Consider the following 19,785-nt stretch of genomic DNA (forward strand, 5'->3'; position numbering starts at 1 on the left):
GTGGAGTGAGCAACACCGAGGGGACCCCAGACGGAGAGTCGCGCTCTGCCAGCCCAGGCTGAGACCGCTGCCTCCGCCTCGATCGTTTGTGCTCGTAGGGTGCAGCCACCACCCCGAAACGGGCAGCGAAGTCACGTCCCCCGCCTCCGACCGTGCAGGGATGGAGCGCTCTCCAGCCCCCTTCCACCCTCCGCTCACGTCGCTGCGGCCTCCCCTCTCGCTCACGGCTGCGCGGACACGCGGCCTGGATCCAGCGTGCATCGCGCGTACGCCGAGCCCCGCCCGGAGCGCACCTCGCCCGCTGCTCTCGGGCCGAAACGCGCGCGGATGAGGAGATCCTCATCGGCACCCGGCACCCGCGCCTCCACCCCCTCCGCGCAGAGACGCCCTCCGCTGCTCGTCACCAGCATCACGGCGTCGCGCTCCGCTTCGCGCAGCACCGCGCCGTCGGCCGTCGAGATCCGCAGCACCACGGGTGACTCCACGACGAAGCGAAGCGACCCCGGGGTCACCTGGCAAGGCTCGCTCTCCTCGAGAGACCCGAGCTGCCCGATCACCGCCAGGGGCCCCACCTCGGCCCGCCCCACATCGAGCCCTCCGGCGAGGAGCTCGCCCGACGAGGTCGCGTGGCTCACGAGCGCGAGCCCCTGTCCGTCGCGGCGCGCAGCGAGGGTCAGCCGCGCCCCGAGCCGCGCCCCGAGCCACGTGAGACCGAGCGCCACCCGAGCGCCGTCGGGACCGGACAGCAGCAAGCCATCCTTCAGGGTGTCGAGCACCAGCAGCCGCTCCCCCGCGAGCAGCGCAGCCGCTGCCACATGACCCACGCTGCCGAGGAGCGAGAACGACGGGGAACGCTCGCCTGCCCGCGTCGCGTGGCGCTCCACCATCAACAGCATGTCCACGGCCTCGGGGCTGCCCGGGGGCATGAGGATGGGCGCGACCGAACCCCACGAGCGGCTCATTGGAGCGCCACGCACCGTGAGACGACGCGGGCGCCCCCCGGGCGCGAAGGGCTGGAGGATCTCCGCAGACCACCGGGCTCCGGCGCTGCCCGCCTCGAGGGTCCCCATCGGCCGGCTCCCGCTCGATGCCAGCGACACCAGCGACCCCTCGGCCGACGATGGCGCTCGACCTCCGGCCTTGCCTCCCGTGGGCGGCGCGGCTGGCGTGGGCGGCACGAGCCGAGACACCCCGTCCTTCTCCAGCCGGCAGGACAGAACCCCCGGGCGGAGCTGCGCCGGCGCGGCGACCCCTGGCGCCCCCTCCACGGCGTCGTCCTCTCGCGCATCCGGCGGCGTGGGCGCTGCGGGCGCAGCACCTCCCCAGCCCACCCGCACCAGGCCGTCGCTCAGCGAGCAGCCCAGCGTGCTGCATCCGAACGCCCCGCTCGTGTCCGACGGCGCTTCGAGCCGACCCACCGGGGGCCCCTCGATCGGCTGCCACGAAGCGCCACCGTCCGTCGACTCGAAGTAAGCGGCCTTCGCCTCCTCGGTCTCCTCCGTACGCGCGAGCGCGAACCGCCCGCCATGCACGACCGAAGTCACCCCCTTCGGCAGCGACAGCACCGTGACCCGACCCGAAGCGTCGATGCGCACACCAGCCGCGCGCCCGCCACGCGTGGTCGTCTCGGGCAGCCCCTGGACCTCGGCGCTCTCCCTCTCCTCCTCGGCGACGTCGTCCCGCGCCTCGCCGTCGCGTTCCTCCGCGCTGTCCTCGGGCAGCTCGATCCAGCCCCGGATCGACCTGTCCTCGTCCTCCCAGAAGTCGCTCTCCACGAAGCGCTCCGCAAGCTCCGGCTCCCCCAGCGCGAGGAACTGCCCCCCCTTCAGCGCCGGATCTCCCGCACGCACCCGGACCACCCGCACCCCCACCGGCGCGGGCGCGGCGCCCTCGCGCTTCCCCTCCCCGCCCGCCACGAGCGCGGTCACCCCCGACGGCCCGGGAATCCAGCGATACAACCGCCGCGCGTCGTCTCCCACGAGCTGCCGCTCGCTCCATCGCCCCTCCGCATCCCGCACGCACACGCGCGCCTCGTCGGCCGGCGGGGGCACGGGCGGCTCTTCCGGCTCGGGGGTCTCGTCGACGGCGAGCTGCCTCAACGAATGCATCAGGGGCACGGGCGACGGACTCGGAGCCGACGCCGCAAAGAGATCCGCGGCGCTCGGGGACGACGGACTGCACCGCCCCGCGTAGGCGAACGCGCCCTCCTGTCCAGCGAAGAACCGACCGCGCTCGGGAAACGTCGCTTCCAGCGAAGGCTCACCCAGCGCGCGCGTGAGACGCAGGACCATGCCCCCCTTCTCGATGAAACAGGCGACCAGCGGGACCTCGCCCGCGATCACGGCCTGGCATCGACCACCACCGCTCTCGTTCTGCGGCAGCCCCACCTCTTGCAGCGGCCAGGGCCCTGCCGCCGACAGCAAGGAGACCCGCGCCTCGTCCACCGCCGTCGCCAGCGCACCTCCCCAGGGCAGCACCCCGCCCGTTGCCACGGCACGCTGCACCAGCTCGGGCGCGAGCGAGCGGCTCGACACCACGAGCGGCGCCGGGAGCAGGACGGACGCGTCGAGGCGCTGGTCCGGCCTGAAGGAGCGTGACAGCGCGACCTCCTTCCGCTCGTCCACGAGCCCCTCCGCCGTGAGCAACAGCGGGTGCCCTCCCTTCGCCGGGTGGAGCACCACGAGCCCATCGCCCGGCGTGAGCGCGCGGATCATCACCCCCTTCGTCGCCAGGAGATCGCGCCACGTCGCCCCGCCATCGAGCGTCACGGCCGCACGCCCCAGCACGTCGACGCGTGCCGCACGCTGCGTATCGAGCGCAATCCCCTGCGCCGTCCCTGGCCAGCGCAGCGGGCGGAGCGCGGGCTCGGGAGCGCGGAGATCCAGCAAGAACGAGCCGCTCGACGTGGTGAGGAGCATCCCGTCGAGCCAGGGCTGCGCTCCATGCACGGACACCGACGCGATGGGCGACAGCGGCCCCAGGAACGTGGTGGCGCGGTACACCTGCTCCCTCGACCAGAGCAGGTACCCTCCACCCAGCCGCTCCGGCACCGAGCTGAACCCCGACAGCGACACCGACGAGGGCGCCGTGGCGAGGATCATCCCCCCCTTCAACAGGAACCTTTTTCCCTCGTAGAGAGCGGGCTCGGGGCGGCGCAGCGCGGCGCTGCCTCCCCGGGTGTCGAAGATCGCGCCCACCCGCTCCGTGAGCACGTAGTGCGCGACGCCACGCCTCATCGCTGACCCGACGCCTGGCCCAACGCCCGGCCCGACGCCCGACCCGACGCCCCGCGTGCCCGGCTTCCCTCCGCCTGGCTCCTCGACCTGCGCCCGGCCCTTTCCTCCTGGCGCCGCGCCGCCGCACCCGGCCCCCACCGTGACGCCTGCCATCGCAGTGGCGACCGCGAGCGTGAACCAACCTCGCGACCTCACGGCACTGCGCTCCGGCAAGTGAGCGGCTGCCGCACCTCCTGCCCGTTGGAGATCAGCACCAGGGCAGCCGACCCTGCCTTCGGGACAGGCCGCGCCGCCCCCCCTTCCGGACGCCCACCGCGCCCACGGAGATCACTGCCACGCCATGCCGGATCCGGCCCTCCGAACCACGCCACCACCTTCCTCACGTTCCCTGGCCCGTCGTAGAACCCCATCTCCGTCTCGAAACGCTCGTCGCGCACCCCCAGTTCCACGGCGTCAAGGCACGCGGCCGCCTCGGACCAGCGGATCACCGCCACCCCGCCCCTCCCGCTCGGCCGCACCCCGGGCATCCGACCGGGGACCAGCCCGATCGCGGTGTGGAACGGCATCACCACCTGCGCCTCCCCCGCGCGCGGCTTGCATGCCGCGTCCGAACCCACCCGCAGCTCCCGGAGCGGCGCGAGCCGCTCCTCCTGCCCCACGACCCGCCCATCACCCGCGACCCGCACGAGCGCCGCGTCTCCCGTCCCGTCCACGACCACGAACACCGGCGCTCCACCGCGCCGCCCGGCCCCGTACATGAGCTTGCGTTGCCTGCGGCCAGCCACCCAGAGCTGCGGCAGCTCCTGCTGCTCCGCCGCCTTCGCGGCCGACCCTCGCGAAACGGACACCACCCGGTGCCCCGAGTACGACGGCCCCAGAAACAGGATCCGGTCCCCGAGCGCCACACCCACCGCATCCTCCGGGAGACAACCGCCCATCGACGGCACCACGCCGGCCCGCTCCAGCATGGAGGCGTGGCAGCTCGACCCTCCCGTCGCGACCGGCACCACCTTCCCGTCGACGTCGAGAAACACGCCGAGCGTCGCCCCCATCGCCACGTGGTCCACGCCGCCACCATCGTCCGAGCGCAGCGAAAGCCGCGCGCGATGGATGCTCGCGCTCGCGTCCAGCGGCATGACCCAGGACAGCGACACGTCACCTCCGACGACCCAGGACCCCCCTCCGCTGCCGTAGGGCAGCAGCATCGCCCCCAGGTGGCCCAGGCGCACGTACCCTGGCGCGCGCGGGACCGGCGTCGCGGTCACACCGAACCCGTACGAACCGCCGAGCCGTCGCCCCTCGGGTATCCCCGCAAAGTCGCACGCGAAGCTCGCCAGGGGCTCCGGGCTCGGCACCCCTCGGTTGCGCAGGCGGTTGCGCTGCGCTTCCCGCTGCGCCTCTCGCTGCGCCTCCTGCTGCACCTCCCGCTGCGCGTCCGTCATGTCCGACGCGACGGAAGGGACGCCACCGTCGCCGAGCCCGCTCCAGCCGATCCGACCCTCTCGACCGAAGCGGCACCCCACCTGCGAGCAGCCTTCGAGCCGCTGCGAGCTGCCCGGCGGCGGCTCCACCTCCACCCAGCGTCGCCCGTGGTCCACCGACTCGAACAGCCGGTAGTCCTCCGTCTGCGCGAGCGAAAGCGCACCCACCGACGCCACCACCTCGGTGCGCGGCGGCAGCTCGCGCGCCTGCACCCGACCCTCGTCCGAGATCGCCGCCGGCTGCCACTCCAGCGATCCCGACGGCACAGGAAAGAACCCCTCGACCCCACCACGCCACGCCCGCAACGAGCGCGACACCACCCCATCCGTACGGTAGCGGTACCTAGGAAAGGACAGCGGCGGCGCGAACCTGGGCACCCGCAGCACCCGCAGCGGCCCCACCGTCGACGCTCTCGGCTCGTCTCCGAGACGCGTGTCCGGACGCCCCACGACGGCCGTCGCCTCCCCACCGGGGCGCGGCACCCAGGCCAGCAGATCCCGCGCGTCTGCCGCTTCCAGCCGCATCTCTCGCCAGGCCCCCGGCGCCACCCGCGCGCACAGCACGGGCCCTGCCCGCGGCACCCCTTGCTGCACCGAGGCGCCCGCGATCGCGTCGATGTCGAGCCTCGGCTTCGACCGCCCAGTGCAGGGTCCCTGGAACGCCAGCGCCTCACCGTCCACCCCCACGAACGGCTCGCTGTCCTGCGACCACGCCTCCTCCAGATCGAACGCCTTCTCCACCCGTGGCTCCCCCGAGAGCGACACCACCCGCGCCTGCGACGACTCCAGACACAGCGCGAGCACCCCTTCCGGCGCACGGAACGGCACGCACCGCCCGCTCTCCTCGGGCAACATCGCCATGGAACTGGCGAGCCCCGTCCCGAGATCCACCCGCCCCACCTTGTCCCCGTCGACGACCACGGCGCCCCCATCCCGCAGCGCGACCCCCGACTCGAGCGCCGACGTCATCACGCCTTCCCGCGTCCCCGTACCCCACACCGGATCGAACGCCTCCTCCGGCTCCCGCCCGCGCCACATCGACGAGCTGAACCCGGCCTCGATCGTCCCTCCGGCGGAGACCCGCACCCGGGTGCCACTGAGCTGATGGACCAGCAGCGTGTCGCCTTCTCGGCTCACCCGCATCGGCTCCTTCACCTCCGCGCTCCGGTCACGAAACGTCGCCCCCCCGTCCGACGTGAACAGCGAGCGGCCGAAGGCCGTGAACAGCATCGCCTTCTCCGCGCTCATCGCCGCGGCCAGCACCGCGCCGCCCACGCCGAGAGGCCTGATCTGCGCGTCCGACGCGCGCACCACGTAGAGCCCTGCCCCCGCCACGAGCCCTACCCCGTCCAGCCAGTCGAACGCCTCGTCCACCCGCTCGGGCAGCTCCCCCAGCCGCACCAGCGCGCCATCGAACTGCGCCGACGCATAGACCTCGTTGTCCTGCCAGAACACGTACCGTGCCCGCACGCCCGCGCGCTCCGCGTCGCCCCCTCGAACCCACGGAGGCGCAGGAAACCCCGCCTGCACCGTGGGCTCGATCGTCCCCACCGCCACCAGCGCGCCATCGCGCAGCTCCGCGCGTCGCCCGGACGCGATCAGGCGGCGCACCCCGGCAGGCGCATCTTCCACCCACGCCCCGTACGACGAGGGCACGTAGCGCGCGGGACCCGCCACCCCGAGCGGGATGGCGACCTCCGGCGTCGACGTGACCTCTCCCCGAGGTCCCTCCACCGCGCTCGCCCCACAGCCCGGCGCGCCTCCCAGCCCCAGCAGCGAAAGGAACGCCGCCGTCCATCGATCCGGGCTTCCACGATGCGTCACGGCGCCACCTCGACCGGCCTGCGCCGAGCCTGCGCATCGCCCGGACCCGCCCCCTGCGCTGGCGGATGCACCGTGCACGACAGCCCCTGGATGATCCCCGAGGTCAGCAGCGCCCCACCCGCCCCGCTCCCCCAGCGCATCACCATCTGCGCCGCCCCGGCGCTCCCGCCCCGCGTCTCTTCGACCTGCACATCGAGCGCGTCCACGCACACCCGCTCGCGACCCCAGCGAACCCGCGCGATCCCGTACCTCGCGAGCTGGACGTTCGGGAGCGCGCCGTCTTCCATCGCCAGCGCGTGCTCCGGCCGGAGCGCCACGAGCGCGTGCCACCCCCCCTTCGCCTTGCAGGCCGGCTCGCTCCCGGGCGTCAGCGTCGACCAGGGCGCCAGCCGCTCCACGGGCCCGGGCCCCTTCAACGCATCGATGCGCGACACCCCCACGGTCTCCGGCGCATCGCCATCCAGGACCAGGATCCCTTGCGCCCCATCTTCGTGACGCGCCAGCGCCATCAGCCGCTCCTCGAAACCATCCCGCCCCGGCCCCATACCGAACAGCGGCCGCTGCGCCCCGACCCCGTGCACCTCCAGCGCCGAGCGGTGGTAGCGCTCGACCAGCAGCACCGCGCTGTCCGGCCCGAGCGCGAGCCCCGGCGTCATCGTGAGCCGCTCCTCCGCGAACCTGCGCCCCTCGGTCCCTGGCAGCCTCGTCAGCCCCCCGGGCCGCACGATCGCCTCGCCCTCCTCGCCCAGCAGCAGCACCGAGAGCGCCCCGCTCGCTTCCAGCAGCGGCACGGCCGTGAACCGCCGGTAGCTCTTCGACCCGAGCGTCTGCCCTATCTCCGTCGCGTTCAGCCGCAACACCGACCCACCCAGATCGAACGGCACGCGGTAGACCAGCGAGTGCGTGCGGAGCACCGGCCCCGACTTCGGCCGCACCGCCGCCCCCGCACGCCTCTCCTCCTCCGACGTCGCAGCCCCCTCGTTCTCGTCGGGTGGCGGCGCCTTCGCATCGCGCAGCAACACGAGCTCGTCGCCCCACGCCGCACGCATGTTCATCCGCTCGTTGCGAAGCTCCTCGGTCGTCAGAGCCGCCGGCGGCCTGGGCGCCGGCGCCCCCACGGGCGTACACGAGAGCCTGGGTCTGGGCGCCGCGCCCTCCTGCCCTGCCAGCAGCGGCCCCGTCCTCCGGCACGGCTCGACCTTCTGATCGAGATCGATGTCCACCGTCGACCTGCAAGCCGCCCCGGGATCGGGCGACACCGAGAACCTGCCGTCCGCGGACGCCACCTTTCCCGACGCCACCGTCTCACCGGACGCCGCAGCCCGCACCGCCGACGCCGCACCGCTCGCCCCCACCGCCGCCGCGCCGCTCGCCCCCACCGACACCACGCTGCTCCACCCCAGCCGCACCACGCCATCGAACGTGCACCCCAGCGAAGAGCACGCCCCGGTGAACGCCGAAGGCGGCACCGGCGAGCGCCCCGCCGCGTGGAAGCTCCGCCCGTGATCCACCGTCTCGTGCAGCGCTCCAGACGAGTCGATCAGGAGGCCGTGGTCCCCCGTCACCACCATCCCTGCGACATTCGCGGGCAGCGGATGCACCACCACGGACCCATCCGTACCGAAGGTGACGCCCCGACTCACGCCACTGCTCCCGGTGTCCCCCGATCCTGCCGCGCTGAGCCAGCCGACCACCCGGCCGTCGTCGAGCACCCGGAAGCGACGATCCACGAGCAGCGACACCGCCCCGCGCGGCGCCTGCGACCCGTACGTCGGCGGCCCGATCCGCCACTCCGGCGCCACGCGGTCCACGCGCACCACCCGCACGCCACCTTGCGCCGTCACCCGCCGCATCCCCACGGGAGGTGGCAGCGGGTGCCCTGCCTCCCCCGTCACGAACGCCACCGCCCCCCCGTCGCGCTGCGGCACCCACGCCACCATGGTCTGCCGCTCCTCGAGCTCCACCGCGCGCTCCACCCAGTCGCCCGGCCTGCGCCGCACGCAGAGCACCGGGGCCGGCACCACCTCCCCCCACTCCATCCGGCTCGTGTCGTTCGGGTCCACCCAGCGCGCCTTCTCGCTGCACGACCCGACGAACCCCACCGCCCCGCGATCGTCGGCTGCAAAGAACCCATCATCGCTGAGGAGCTTCTCCACCACCGGCGGCTGCCCTCCCTCGCTGCGCAGCACCACGCTCCCGTAGAACGTCTGCTGCTCATCCCAGGAGCACAGGAACAGCACCGCGTCTCCCGCGGCCTGCGGCACACAGTTCAGCTCGTCGGAGAGCCAGCCCGACGACAGGAGCGACGCCTCCCCCGTCCGCAAGCTCACCCGCGCGCCCCCCTTCGACACCACCGCCAGCGCAAGCGCGTCACCCAGCCGCACGCCACCGAGCACCGCCGCCCCCACCGGCGTCGACTGCCGCCACATCCAGGGCAAGAGCTCGAAGTCCCGCTCCCGCTGCCCTGGCTCGGACTGGAAGTACTTCCCGCTTCCCAGGAATCTGGGCCGATACGCCGTGTCCAGCCGCCCCAGCGTGCCCTCTGGACCGAACACGATGCCCCCCATCCACGTCTCCAGCGACACCGCGTCCTTGCCGGGCACGAGCCCGCGCACGAACATCCCCGTCTCGCTCGACACATCGCTCCAGGACCGCCCGCCATCGCGCGTGACGCGCGCGCGCCCGAACATGTCCATCCGCGCAGCCCGCGACGCATCGAGCGCGACCGCATCGAACACCCCCGCCTCCGGGTACGGCTGCGTCTCGCTCGCCCCCGCCGGCAAGAGCCGCGGCCCCCGGTCGGTGAACACCACCACCCCGGCCAGATCGTTGCGCGCGCCGCGCACCTCGCCGCGGGTCATCCCGAGGTGCACCCGCTGGAGCGGACCGGTGAACGTGCTCGACCGGAACACCTCCTCCCGCGTCCAGTGCACGAACCCTCCCCCGAGCTGCGGCGCGACCGCGATCGCGCCGATGATGGGCTTCCCCGTCGCCCACAGCTCCCCCTCCCACGCCGCCTCCAGCAGCTCTCCGCCCGGCGAGAGCACCATCCTGCTCCCGGCGAAGATCGCCTCGTCCTGCGCGTCCCCCGAGCGCACCCACGTCATCATGTCCGTGCCGTTCTGGAACCACCGCCCGCCCCCCGCGAGCGGCTGCCCTGGCAGCACCGGAGCCCCCCTCGTCCCAGGCGCCACGGGAGACCGCCCCGACGCCCCGACCTCCGGCGCCACGGCGGAACCACAGGCCAGAAGCCCAGCGAAACCAAGCAAGCCGAGCGCGCGCGCCAGCATCGACGGGACGCAACGTACCACCGGGTCACCCCGCCCGGTCCAGCCGCGTCACACCCGCGCTCGTCCTCCCGTCCCCCGTTGACCCACCGAGGCGCCCCCCTCACCGTGCCCGCTGCCATGCCCCCCTTCACTGCCGCCGTCGTCCAGGCCGCCAGCGTCGCCTTCGACACCGAGGCCACGCTCGCCAAGCTGCACCGCCTCGCCGCCGAGGCCGCCGCGAGAGGCGCCCGCCTCGCCGTCTTCCCCGAAGCCTTCGTCGCTGGCTACCCCCGCGGCCTCGACTTCGGCGCCCGCATCGGCCAGCGCACCGCGGAAGGCCGCGAGGACTTCCGGCGCTACTTCGAGAGCGCCATCCCCGTCCCCGGCCCCGAGACCGAGCGCATCGGCGAGGCCGCGCGCGCCCATCGCCTGCACCTCGTCGTCGGCGTCATCGAGCGCGACGGCGGCACCCTCTACTGCACCGTGATCTTCGTCGGCCCCGACGGCACCTTGCTCGGCAAGCACCGCAAGCTCATGCCCACCGCGATGGAGCGCCTCATCTGGGGCTTCGGCGACGGCTCCACCCTCACCGCCGTCGACACCGCGCTGGGCCGCCTGGGTGCCGTGATCTGCTGGGAGAACTACATGCCGCTCCTGCGCATGGCCATGTACGCGAAGGGCGTGGAACTCTACTGCGCCCCCACTGCCGACGGCCGCAAGACCTGGCTCCCCACGATGCAGCACATCGCCATGGAAGGCCGCTGCTTCGTGCTCTCCTGCAACCAGTTCGCCCGCCGCCGCGACTACCCCGACGACCACGCCGCCATCCAGGGCGACGACCCCGAGACCGTGATGTCCGACGGCGGAAGCTGCATCGTGAGCCCCCTCGGCGAAGTGCTCGCCGGCCCCTGCTGGGGCGAAGAAGCGATCCTCACCGCCGAGATCGACCTCGCCGAGATCGCGCGCGGGAAGTTCGATCTCGACGTCGCCGGCCACTACGCCCGCCCCGACGTGTTCCAGCTCCAGGTGAACGAGCGCCCGCAGACCCCGGTGGTGACCCACCGCGGGACGCCGGACGATCCGTTCGGCACCTGAGGGAGCAGCGCCTGCTCCAGCAGGCCCCCCACGCCAACCTCACGGCGTCACGACCTGCCGCGCATGCGTCACCTGCCGCGCATGCGTCACCTGCCGCGCATGCGTCACCCGCTGCACGCGCATCACCTCCGGCTCATCCCGGCGCCACCTCCCCCTGGCGGAGGCCCTCCGGGACGACCGCTGGGCAAGCACGCCAGGCGCGTGTCGTTCTCGGGCACCTTGCACGTCCCCTGATGCGCGCGATCCCCGTGGGAGACCGAGCACGGTGCGCTCGCCGCCTGGTTCTGGCACGCCTGGAAAGCCTCGTCCGGCAGCGCTCGCTGACCGTGCGGCCCACCCCCTTGGCGATGCGCGCCACCGCTCTCCTGTCCGGGGCCACCATCCGCCGCGCGCACCGGCGGATCCACGTCGCCAGCACGCGGTTGCATGACCGGGCGACCGCTGCACCCGGCCACGAGCGACAGGAGACCGAGCACCACGACACCATCACAGAGCGCGGCGGGAGAGAGAGCACGAACGGGGTGGAGACGAGCTGGCACGGAGAGGCTCCTCGCAAAGGGGTGACGCTCACCCGTCGATCACCGTGCCCTGCCTCCGTGAACCGCGTGCAGCGCTCCTGTGAGCACGTGTTAAGGGCGCTGGTAGGTCAGGCAGAGAAGCGCTGGGCCACACGGCGCCCCCGATGAGCCACCTCTGGTCTGCCAGCGATCCCACCCATCGCGCCTCCCACCGGCATGCGCCTACGGAATCGGCACGGGGGGTTTGAGGTTCGGATCTGGTGACGGTCCCGGCACATGACGCCCGCAACTGCGCCCTGGAAACTCTTTGGGTCTTCCAAAAAAATCGCAGGTGGGAGCGCCCATCGCTTCCCTGCACTCCGCATCCGAAACGCAGGATCGGCAACGGCCCTCCAGGCAGAGGTAGGCCCCGCACGGGTGAAGCGTGGGCACGGCTTCACAGGCCCGCCCGTATGCTGCCCTCGTCGTGTTGAGCGGAGCACAGCGCCCGCGATCACAGAAGCCATCTCCGCACTCCCCGTCGCTCTTGCAAGCGCGATCGGGAACGTTTCGCGATGGTTCCAGCGGAGGCTCCGGGAGTACCGTCCCGAGTGTGGGTTCCGGCGAGCCCGGTGGCGGCGGGCCTGGATCCGTGTCCAGAGGGGCGTCCGAGGAGGCTGTGCCTGGATGGCCCATCACTCCCCGAGGCGCCTCTTGCGTCGGCATGCACGACGCAAGGGAGGCCAGGAGCAGACCTCTCCAGGCGTGCCGTGAACGCCCACGAGCAGGTCGATGTCCGACCTCGACTCCGGCTCGCGGCGTCACCGCCAGCCCCCGAAGCAGCCGTCTCAAGACCATCGTGTTTCATTGACGCTGCTGTGGCATTCGACGCCATTGAGCATGCATTGCCAGGCAACGACACACGGACCTGACCCGCCGCAGCTATCGGACGCGGCATCATGCGATATCATCCGACTCCCGTGAAAGCTGCGCGCCCGTGAATCTTCCGGCCTCCCTCCCCCTCGCGCTCCCGCTCCTCACCGCGCTGCTCGCCGCCGCCTGTGGCGGAGGCTCTGCTCCTCTCCCCGAGCATCCAGGTCACTCCACCGTCCGCGAGCGCCCCCCGGTCGCTTCGTCGTCTCCCGACCCATCGCCTTCGCTCCAGCCCACGACCGTCCGCTGCGGCGAGCACGTCGGTCACCTCGCGCTCACCCCGCCCACGATCACGCGCGATGCGCCGGGCCCGTCGTTCGAGAACGTGCGCGCCTGGATAACGCACCTCACGCAGCCCAGCTTGAAAGGCCGGGCCGCGGGCACGCCCGAGAGCGGACGGGTCGCGCACCTCCTGGCCGACGCCCTCGTCTCGCTCCAGCTCGTGGCCGCAGCGGGCGACGGCGATGCTTGCCAGTCGTTCCCGCTGACCGGCGGACGCGATCGGAAGGGCCATCGCGACCAGAACGTCGTCGTCAGCACGCCCGTCGACGACGCCGCCGCCACCAGGACGGTGATCGTCGGGGCGCATTACGATGCGCTCGGGGTCGACGCGGCCGGCGTGATCCATCCAGGCGCCGACGACAACGCTTCGGGCGTCGCCGCGCTGCTGGAGATCGCGCGCCTCGCACGTCCGGCGGGCGTCCGGCTGGTCTTCGTGGCGTTCGGTGCGGAGGAGCTGGGGACGGTGGGCTCCAGGCACTTCGTCGCGAACCCGCCCGTGCCGCTGGAGCAGGTCGAGCTGATGATCAACCTCGACATGGTCGGGCGCCCCTTCCTGGACGGGCAGAGCCTCCGCTGGCTGATCGGCGCGCCTGCGAACGCCATGGGGTACGTCGTCTCGGCGCGTGGGCAGGCCCGCGTCACGGCGCTGATCGAGGGCGCCGCCCGAGAGACGAAGACCTCCTTGTTCGGCCTCCCCGAGGCGATCCTGCGCGGCTCGGGGTTCACGTCGGACAGCGTGCCGTTCAGTGACAGCGTACCCACCCTCTTTCTGTCGACGTCGATGCACGACGACTACCACCTGCCCTCGGACACGGCCGACAAGATCGATGTGCACCAGGTCACCCGGGCCATCGCCCTGGTGGTGGCGATCTTGAATACACTCTGAGGGACGACGAGCCTCCGCCCGATGGGCGTCACGGCGCTCCCAGCGCTGCCGTTCCGACTGGATGAGGCGCTGCGACCCCGGGAAATCGGCCGCTCCACGTGCGAAATCCCGCTTCCTGGGCCCGGCGGAGGTCTGTGCTCCTGCGAGGTCGCCGATCCTGAGGGGAACGGCCGGCTTCGCACCTGCGAAGTCGGCCAGGGAGCGGAGGATCCGCGACTCACCCCCTGTGTAATCGCAAATCCCGCACTGCTTCCCGACCCTCCCACCTGTGCGATCGCCCATCCTGCACGCGCCGGACCGCTCACCCCCTGCGAAGTCGACCTCTCCGCAGAGGGAGGGCGCCCGCACAGGTGCGAAGGTCGAGGTTGCGACCTCCGGAGCAGGTTGGTGCCTTCCCGCGCAGGCTGGAGAGGTCGGCAGCGAGGCCCGGCAGACGTGGGCCGATGGAGCCCCGGGCAGCCGCCTCAGCCTTCGCTGGGCTGCGGCGCCTGGGGCATCCCGTCCCACAGGATCGTGAGCGGCAGGTCGATGGCGTCGAAGGGCGCCGCGCGAACGACGTCGTCGCCCTTGACCAGCAGCTCGGTCTCCCAGCGCTTTCGAGGGCCCAGGTGCTGGACCTCGAAGGTGCGCTTGATGGGGTCGATGAGCCAGACCCAGGTCACGCCTTCGCGGGCGTAGACCGGGAGCTTGTCGAAGCGGTCATCGGTCGCCGTGCTCGGGGAGAGGACCTCGCAGACCCAGTCCGGGGGGAGAGAGACCGCCGCCGTGCTGGGTCGGGTGGGCATCCGCTCGCGACGCCAGCCGGCGAGGTCGGGCACGAGCACGTCGCCATCCAGGTGAAGCTCGGGCTCGTCGAAGACCCACCAGCCACCAGGGCCATCCAGACCGAACTGGAAGGGCCGGACGAGAAGACCCCCCAGCGCGGAGGACGCTACCGTATGCGGCATGGCGGGGCGCGGCGACATGAAGAGGGTGCCCGCGATGATCTCCCCGACCATGTGCGGAGGTACAGCCTCGAGATCGGCGTACGTGGCTGCTACCGGTCGTTTTTTTGCCGGCTCGGCCATTCCAGTCTCCGGGGTAGTTCTCTCATCCCTTCTTCACACTCTACACAAAGTGGTCGACTGCACCCGTGAAACGCGCGCGCTTCGGCCAATCCCTCGTGCATTGCGGAGATGGGCTCGTCATTTCCATCGGTCGAGGGTCGTCCTCACGACAAATGCATGCCGCGCTCATGGGTCGGATCTCGAACGACCCCAGCGGCACGTCCCGGGGTCGATGCACACCGCCCGCTGCGCTCCGCGCGTCGTGCCGACGATGCGCTGGCACCGCTCGGGCGCCGCCGACGCGATCGGCGACGCCAGCAAGACGAACCTGGACAGGCACCGAGACGAGCTTCGACAGGAGACGGTGAGCGCGTGGCCGGGCGCCGCGCGGCGGGCTCAGTCTTCGAAGACACCGACGCTGGCCAGGTCGCGGTGGAGCAGGTGGACCTTCAGGATGGCCGCGAAGGGGCGGAAGCCGAGGGCTTCGTAAGCGTGCAGGAGCAGCGACCCGGCCTCGTCGCGCAGGGCGTCGTCGTCGCACCAGTGCAGGTAGAGGCCGAGGGCGTGGGCGTAGGCGGGGCGGCCTTCGGCGAGCTCGCGGCGGGCTTCGGCGATGTAGGTCTTCAGGGTGTCGGTGTCCGGGTCCTCGCTGTGGAGGAAGCTGAAGCCGGGGACCTTGTCCGGGACCGGGCCGGTGTCGGGCCGGAGGGCGAGGCGGGGGCTGCCGACGGGGTTGCGCTCGGTGCGAGGCCAGGGGCACAAGGGCTCGTCTTCGGGAGGCTGCTCGGCGTCGAAGGTGTCGAGGGCGTCGAGGTGGGCCTGGATGACGCGCAGCGCACGCAGCTGGTTGCGGTAGAAGCGCAGGTTCTCCTCGCTCTCGCCGTCGTCGTCGAGGTGCTCCAGGCTCTCGCGGAGGGCGTCGTCGAACGTGGCGCGGAGGAAGTCGGCGATCTCGGGCTCCTCCGCGAGCCAGGTCTCCGCGGAGTCGCGGGCGTAGTTGCTGGCGATGACCGGGAAGTGGTCGGGGCTGTCGTACCAGAAGCCCCAGTGCTTGCCGTCGGAGTTGCCGCTCAGGAAGGTGACGAACTGCGGCGCGTCGCGGCGGTAGCGCATGTCGAGGCGCGGATCGAGGGGGCCTTCGGCGCCCGGGGGGACCTGGTCCTCGTCGTGAAGGCGCGCGGCGTCCTTGGTCTTGCGCTGGAGGGCGTCTGGCAAGAACCACTCGGAGAGGCCTGACAGGCGCATGCCGAGGGCGCTGTCGGTCCACGCGTGGGAGCGGCTCCGGCCCGGCTGGCACGCGATGTAGTGCTCCGGCGGGTCCTCGGGCAGCTCGCCGAGCGCAGCGAAGAGCGCGGAGAGGTAGGCGAGGCCTCGGGGGAGCTTCAGGCCGTAAGTCGCCTCATAGTGGTCTCGGACGCTCGGGAACCGGGCGTAGGCCGCCTCGGCGTGGCGAGCGACGCGCGCGGCGAGGGCCTCCGGATCGTCGATGCCGAGCGAGGCGGCGTAGTCGTCCCAGCCTTCGTCCGGGGGGAGCGTCGCTTCCACGGTCGGCGCCACGGGGACGGGCCGGACGAGGGCGGCGTGCTCGGGGAAGACGCACTCCAGCGCGCCGGCCCACTCGGCGGTCCGCTCGTCGAAGGCGTCGAGGAGGGCGCGCCAGTCGTCCCTGGCGAGCGTCGCGCGGTCGATGAGGAGCAGGTCCTTGGCCTCGCTGCCGGCGAAGGTCTGTTCCCCCTTCGAGGACTGCTGCCGGACGGTGGCGCGAAGGCCTTCGTCGCTCCAGAGGGGCTTGTCGGTGGGGGCGTGGAGCGTGAACACGGCCACGATGCCGCTGTCCTCGACGCGGATCGGGAAGCGGGCGAGGAAGTCGTGGATGCGGCGCAAGGCGGGGCCGAGGTCGACGACCCCAGGGGCGTCCTCGGGCTCGGCGTCGTCGAACATGACGGTCGAGGGTTCGAGGATGACGGTGCCGCCGGTCGAGAGCTGGAACGCGGGGTGGCCGTCGTCCGAACGGGTGAGGGTCGCCTTGCAGTCCGGGACGAGCAGCGACTGGAGGAGCGTTTCGAAGAGGAGCATGGACCTCGTGCGAGCGTGCTCTTGGTGTGGGTCGAACCTGACGAACGCGAGGCGGACGCGAGGCGAGCGCGAGGAGGGCGGACCTTACAGGGGAACGACGAAGCCAGGAACGGGAACCGAACGGGGAGGCCAGGGAAGGGAGGAGAGGGTGCGATGGTGGGCCTCGAAAAATTCTGGTCACAACCGGACCCTTCGCTGCCTCCAACGCTCCATGCGCGGAGGAACGACCGCTCCACGCCATGAACGACCGCTCCGCGCCATGGACGACATGCTCCGCGCCATGGCCATGGACGACATGCTCCGCGCCATGGACGACATGCTCCGCGCCATGGACGACATGCTCCGCGCCATGGACGACGCGCTCCACGCCATGGACGACGATGCGCTCCACGCGCTCGCCGAACAGGCGCTGGCCGGGGACGAGGCCGCCCAGGAGGCGCTCTGCCGGAGGGTCCCCAGGCTGCTGTACCGAGGAAAGAGCGCAGCGCACGAGCGCGAGCCGCGGGACACTGGCATCAGGCTGGGGGTCGCCCAGCGCGACGACGGCGAGATCGGAGCAGGACTCGGGATGCCGTACGTGCGAAAGGAGCCCCGGCGAGGGGCTGCTGGAGGGTGCGTGCTGCGCTCTTGCCGCACTGCTCCATGGGCCACGGGAGGTTGCGGCCGCACGGGGGATAGGGCACGCGCGGTGTCCACATGGCAGCGACGCCCTCCCCCACCTCGCCCGACGATCAGCGCCCCGAGGATCGCGACAATGCGCGCGATGACGTGACCCGCCCCCCCGACGCGGGGGAGGAGCACCACGAGGGAGAAGACCTGGCCAAGCCGCTCGACGTGCACCCCGATGGCACGCCGATGACGCAGGAGGAGATCGACGAGCACTGGCTCAAGCACGTGTACCGCCCGAACGAGCCTCAGCTCACGCCGCGCGCGGTGATCACGGGCATGGTGCTCGGCGGGGTGATGTCGCTGTCGAACCTCTACGTCGGCCTGAAGGTGGGCTGGGCGCTGGGGGTGACGGTGACGGCGGCGGTGCTGGCGTTCGGGATCTTCTCGGGGCTGCGGCGGATGGCGCCGGTGGGGCCGTTCAAGAAGAACTTCTCGTCGCTGGAGAACAACGTGATGGCCAGCGCTGCGTCGGCGGCGGGGTACTTCACGGGCGCAGGCATGACGTCGGCGATTCCGGCGCTGTTCATGACCACGGGGCGGGTGCTGGCGCCGTGGGAGCTGGCGACCTGGATGCTGGCGATCTCGTTCCTGGGCGTGCTGCTGGCGGTGCCGATGCGGCGGCAGATGATCGACATCGATCGGCTGCCGTTCCCCGAGGGGATGGCGTACGCGGAGACGATCCGGTCGCTGCACGCGGCGCCCGGCGAGGCGCGGAAGAAGGCGCTGGCGCTGGGGTACGGGGCGCTGGTGGGCGCGGTGGTGAAGCTCGCGAGCGGGGTGACGGGGCTGCTCAAGCCGGTGGCGGTGGCGATGAAGTCGCCGCTGTTGCCGGAGCATCTGCCGTTGCTCGCGAAGTGGGCGCCGCTGACGCTGGGGTTCCAGACGGATCTGCTGATGGTCGGCGCGGGCGCGATCATGGGGGTGCGGATCGCGGCGGGTCTGGCGCTCGGTGCGGTGCTGGGCTGGGGGGTGCTGGGGACGTGGCTGCACACGCACGGGCTCGCAGGGGCGTCGGCGTCGTACGCGACGGTGCGGACCTTCATCGTGTGGCCGGGCGTGACGCTGGTCGTGGTGAGCGGGCTGCTCGCGTTCGGGCTGAAGTGGCGCACGGTGGTGTCGGCGCTGAAGGGGCTGGGGCGGATGACGGCGGGGTCGAAGGCGGGCGGGATGGCCGCGCTGGAGGTACCGACGACGTGGTTCGTGCGGGGGCTCATCGTCTGCACGGTGCTGACGGTGGTGCTGGGCTACTTCATCTTCGAGATCCCGATGTGGATGGGCTTCCTGGGGGTGCTGCTGTCGACGCTGCTGTCGATCGTGGCGTGCCGGGCGACGGGGGAGACGAGCATCACGCCGACGGGGGCGCTCGGGAAGATCAGCCAGCTCCTGTTCGGTGGGCTGGCGGTGGGGAACACGCAGATCAACCTGATGGCGTCGTCGATCACGGCGGGGTCGGCGATCCACGCGGCCGATCTGCTGACGGATCTGAAGGGCGGCTACATGCTCGGCGGGAAGCCGAGGAACCAGTTCATCTCGCAGTTCTTCGGAATCCTCGCGGGGGCGGTGTTCTGCGTCCCGGCGTACATGATCCTGGCGACGCCGGAGCGCCTCGGGACGGCGGAGTTCCCGGCGCCCGCGGCGAAGACGTGGCAGGCGGTGGCGGAGCTGCTCGCAGGGGGCGTCGACACGAAGGTGCGCGGGCCGGCGACGGCGACGCCGGAGACGGTGCAAGGGGTGCCGCTGACGATCCTGCCGGTGGGGACGCGGGTCGGGGACGCGGTGCAGATCGATGTGGGCCCGAACCAGGGCGAGTACCGGATCGTGGCGGTGGTCGACAAGTCCGTGGTGCTGGAGCGGCCGCTGGCCGCGCCCGCCGAGGCCAAGGGGCTGAAGGTGACGGTGGTGAACCGGGGGAGGAGCGAGGTGGCCGCGCCCGCGAAGTCGTTGCCGGTGATGACGCTCGCGGCGACGCCGGAAGGGACGGCGGCCGGAGACTGGGTGAAGTGGGAGACGGGGGGCCACGATCTGTGGTGGGGGGTGAAGGCGCGGGTCGGCGATCGGCTGGTGCTCGACAGGCCGCTCGTGGATCCGCGGGATGAAGCCGCGAAGCCGCTGGAGGGGGCGCTGTCCGTGGAGGTCCGGAAGGAGAGCTTGCCGCCGTACGGGGTGATGGCGGTGGTGATCGCGGCGGTGGCGGCGGTGGTGCTGACGCTGCTGGAGGTGTACATGCCGGCACGGCTGCGCAAGTGGGTGCCCTCGCCGACGGGGATCGGGCTGGGGATGGTGGTGTCGGGGTACGACTCGATCTCGATGCTGATCGGAGCGGGGCTGGCAGTGGTGTTCGAGAAGGTGAAGCCGGAACTCTCGGAGAAGTACCGGCTGGCCGGGGCGTCGGGGATCATGGCGGGGGCTTCGCTGGCAGGGATCCTGATCATCGTGCTGAGCCAGGTGTTCCCGTTGCTGGCGACACCCTAGCGGAACGCATCGGGGGGGC

At 72.1% G+C, this 19,785-nt stretch carries 10 protein-coding genes; 4 read left to right on the forward strand and 6 right to left on the reverse strand.

The features are described from left to right. Positions 1-221: 221 nt before the first annotated feature. From CMC5_RS30540 to CMC5_RS30550, 3 genes are all read right to left on the reverse strand, one after another. Positions 222-3,236 (reverse strand): hypothetical protein, encoded by a 3,015-nt coding sequence (locus tag CMC5_RS30540; RefSeq protein WP_156338973.1) that lies wholly within the window; start codon positions 3,234-3,236, stop codon positions 222-224. Between the two features lie 191 nt (positions 3,237-3,427). Further along, positions 3,428-6,328, reverse strand: coding sequence for a hypothetical protein (locus CMC5_RS30545; protein ID WP_156338974.1), 2,901 nt, complete (start codon positions 6,326-6,328; stop codon positions 3,428-3,430). A 209-nt stretch (positions 6,329-6,537) separates the two neighbouring features. Beyond that, positions 6,538-9,831, reverse strand: a complete 3,294-nt coding sequence (locus CMC5_RS30550; RefSeq protein ID WP_156338975.1) for a hypothetical protein — start codon at positions 9,829-9,831, stop codon at positions 6,538-6,540. Positions 9,832-9,948: 117 nt separating this feature from the next. On the opposite strand from CMC5_RS30550, the gene CMC5_RS30555 reads away from it, so the two are divergent. Next, positions 9,949-10,905 (forward strand): nitrilase-related carbon-nitrogen hydrolase, encoded by a 957-nt coding sequence (locus CMC5_RS30555; protein WP_050433702.1) that lies wholly within the window; start codon positions 9,949-9,951, stop codon positions 10,903-10,905. 122 nt (positions 10,906-11,027) lie between these two features. Here the strand turns inward: CMC5_RS30555 and CMC5_RS30560 are convergent, their stop codons facing one another. Then, entirely contained in the window at positions 11,028-11,444 is a 417-nt protein-coding gene (locus CMC5_RS30560) for a hypothetical protein (protein ID WP_156338976.1), read from the reverse strand. A gap of 955 nt (positions 11,445-12,399) precedes the next feature. Here CMC5_RS30560 and CMC5_RS30565 point away from each other — a divergent pair. After that, positions 12,400-13,503 carry a M20/M25/M40 family metallo-hydrolase gene (locus CMC5_RS30565; RefSeq protein WP_050433704.1) on the forward strand — a complete coding sequence of 368 codons (1,104 nt, stop codon included), beginning with the start codon at positions 12,400-12,402 and terminating at the stop codon, positions 13,501-13,503. A 464-nt stretch (positions 13,504-13,967) separates the two neighbouring features. On the opposite strand, the gene CMC5_RS30570 is transcribed toward CMC5_RS30565, so the two are convergent. Then, positions 13,968-14,501: a Uma2 family endonuclease gene (locus tag CMC5_RS30570; protein ID WP_342673903.1), complete on the reverse strand. Its 534-nt coding sequence runs from the start codon at positions 14,499-14,501 to the stop codon at positions 13,968-13,970. A 444-nt stretch (positions 14,502-14,945) separates the two neighbouring features. Then, positions 14,946-16,625 (reverse strand): hypothetical protein, encoded by a 1,680-nt coding sequence (locus tag CMC5_RS30575; RefSeq protein ID WP_050433706.1) that lies wholly within the window; start codon positions 16,623-16,625, stop codon positions 14,946-14,948. Positions 16,626-16,884: 259 nt separating this feature from the next. Between CMC5_RS30575 and CMC5_RS45160 the strand changes: the two genes are divergently transcribed. Continuing rightward, positions 16,885-17,397, forward strand: a complete 513-nt coding sequence (locus tag CMC5_RS45160) for a hypothetical protein (RefSeq protein WP_050433707.1) — start codon at positions 16,885-16,887, stop codon at positions 17,395-17,397. Continuing rightward, complete coding sequence (locus CMC5_RS30585; protein ID WP_082362942.1) at positions 17,322-19,766, forward strand: OPT family oligopeptide transporter; 2,445 nt, start codon at positions 17,322-17,324, stop codon at positions 19,764-19,766. Before CMC5_RS45160 ends, CMC5_RS30585 begins: the two co-directional genes overlap by 76 nt. Positions 19,767-19,785: the final 19 nt, after the last annotated feature.

The sequence above is a fragment of the Chondromyces crocatus genome, from assembly GCF_001189295.1.
GTDB classification, from domain to species: Bacteria; Myxococcota_A; Polyangia; order Polyangiales; family Polyangiaceae; genus Chondromyces; species Chondromyces crocatus.

Excerpts from the sequence above, each read along its gene's own strand:
- CMC5_RS30540 (WP_156338973.1), bottom strand. The coding sequence starts at position 3,236 with ATGAGGCGTGGCGTCGCGCACTACGTGCTCACGGAGCGGGTGGGCGCG.
- CMC5_RS30550 (WP_156338975.1), bottom strand. The coding sequence starts at position 9,831 with ATGCTGGCGCGCGCGCTCGGCTTGCTTGGTTTCGCTGGGCTTCTGGCC.
- CMC5_RS30555 (WP_050433702.1), top strand. The coding sequence starts at position 9,949 with ATGCCCCCCTTCACTGCCGCCGTCGTCCAGGCCGCCAGCGTCGCCTTC.
- CMC5_RS30570 (WP_342673903.1), bottom strand. The coding sequence starts at position 14,501 with ATGGTCGGGGAGATCATCGCGGGCACCCTCTTCATGTCGCCGCGCCCC.
- CMC5_RS30575 (WP_050433706.1), bottom strand. The coding sequence starts at position 16,625 with ATGCTCCTCTTCGAAACGCTCCTCCAGTCGCTGCTCGTCCCGGACTGC.
- CMC5_RS45160 (WP_050433707.1), top strand. The coding sequence starts at position 16,885 with ATGGACGACATGCTCCGCGCCATGGCCATGGACGACATGCTCCGCGCC.
- CMC5_RS30585 (WP_082362942.1), top strand. The coding sequence starts at position 17,322 with ATGGCAGCGACGCCCTCCCCCACCTCGCCCGACGATCAGCGCCCCGAG.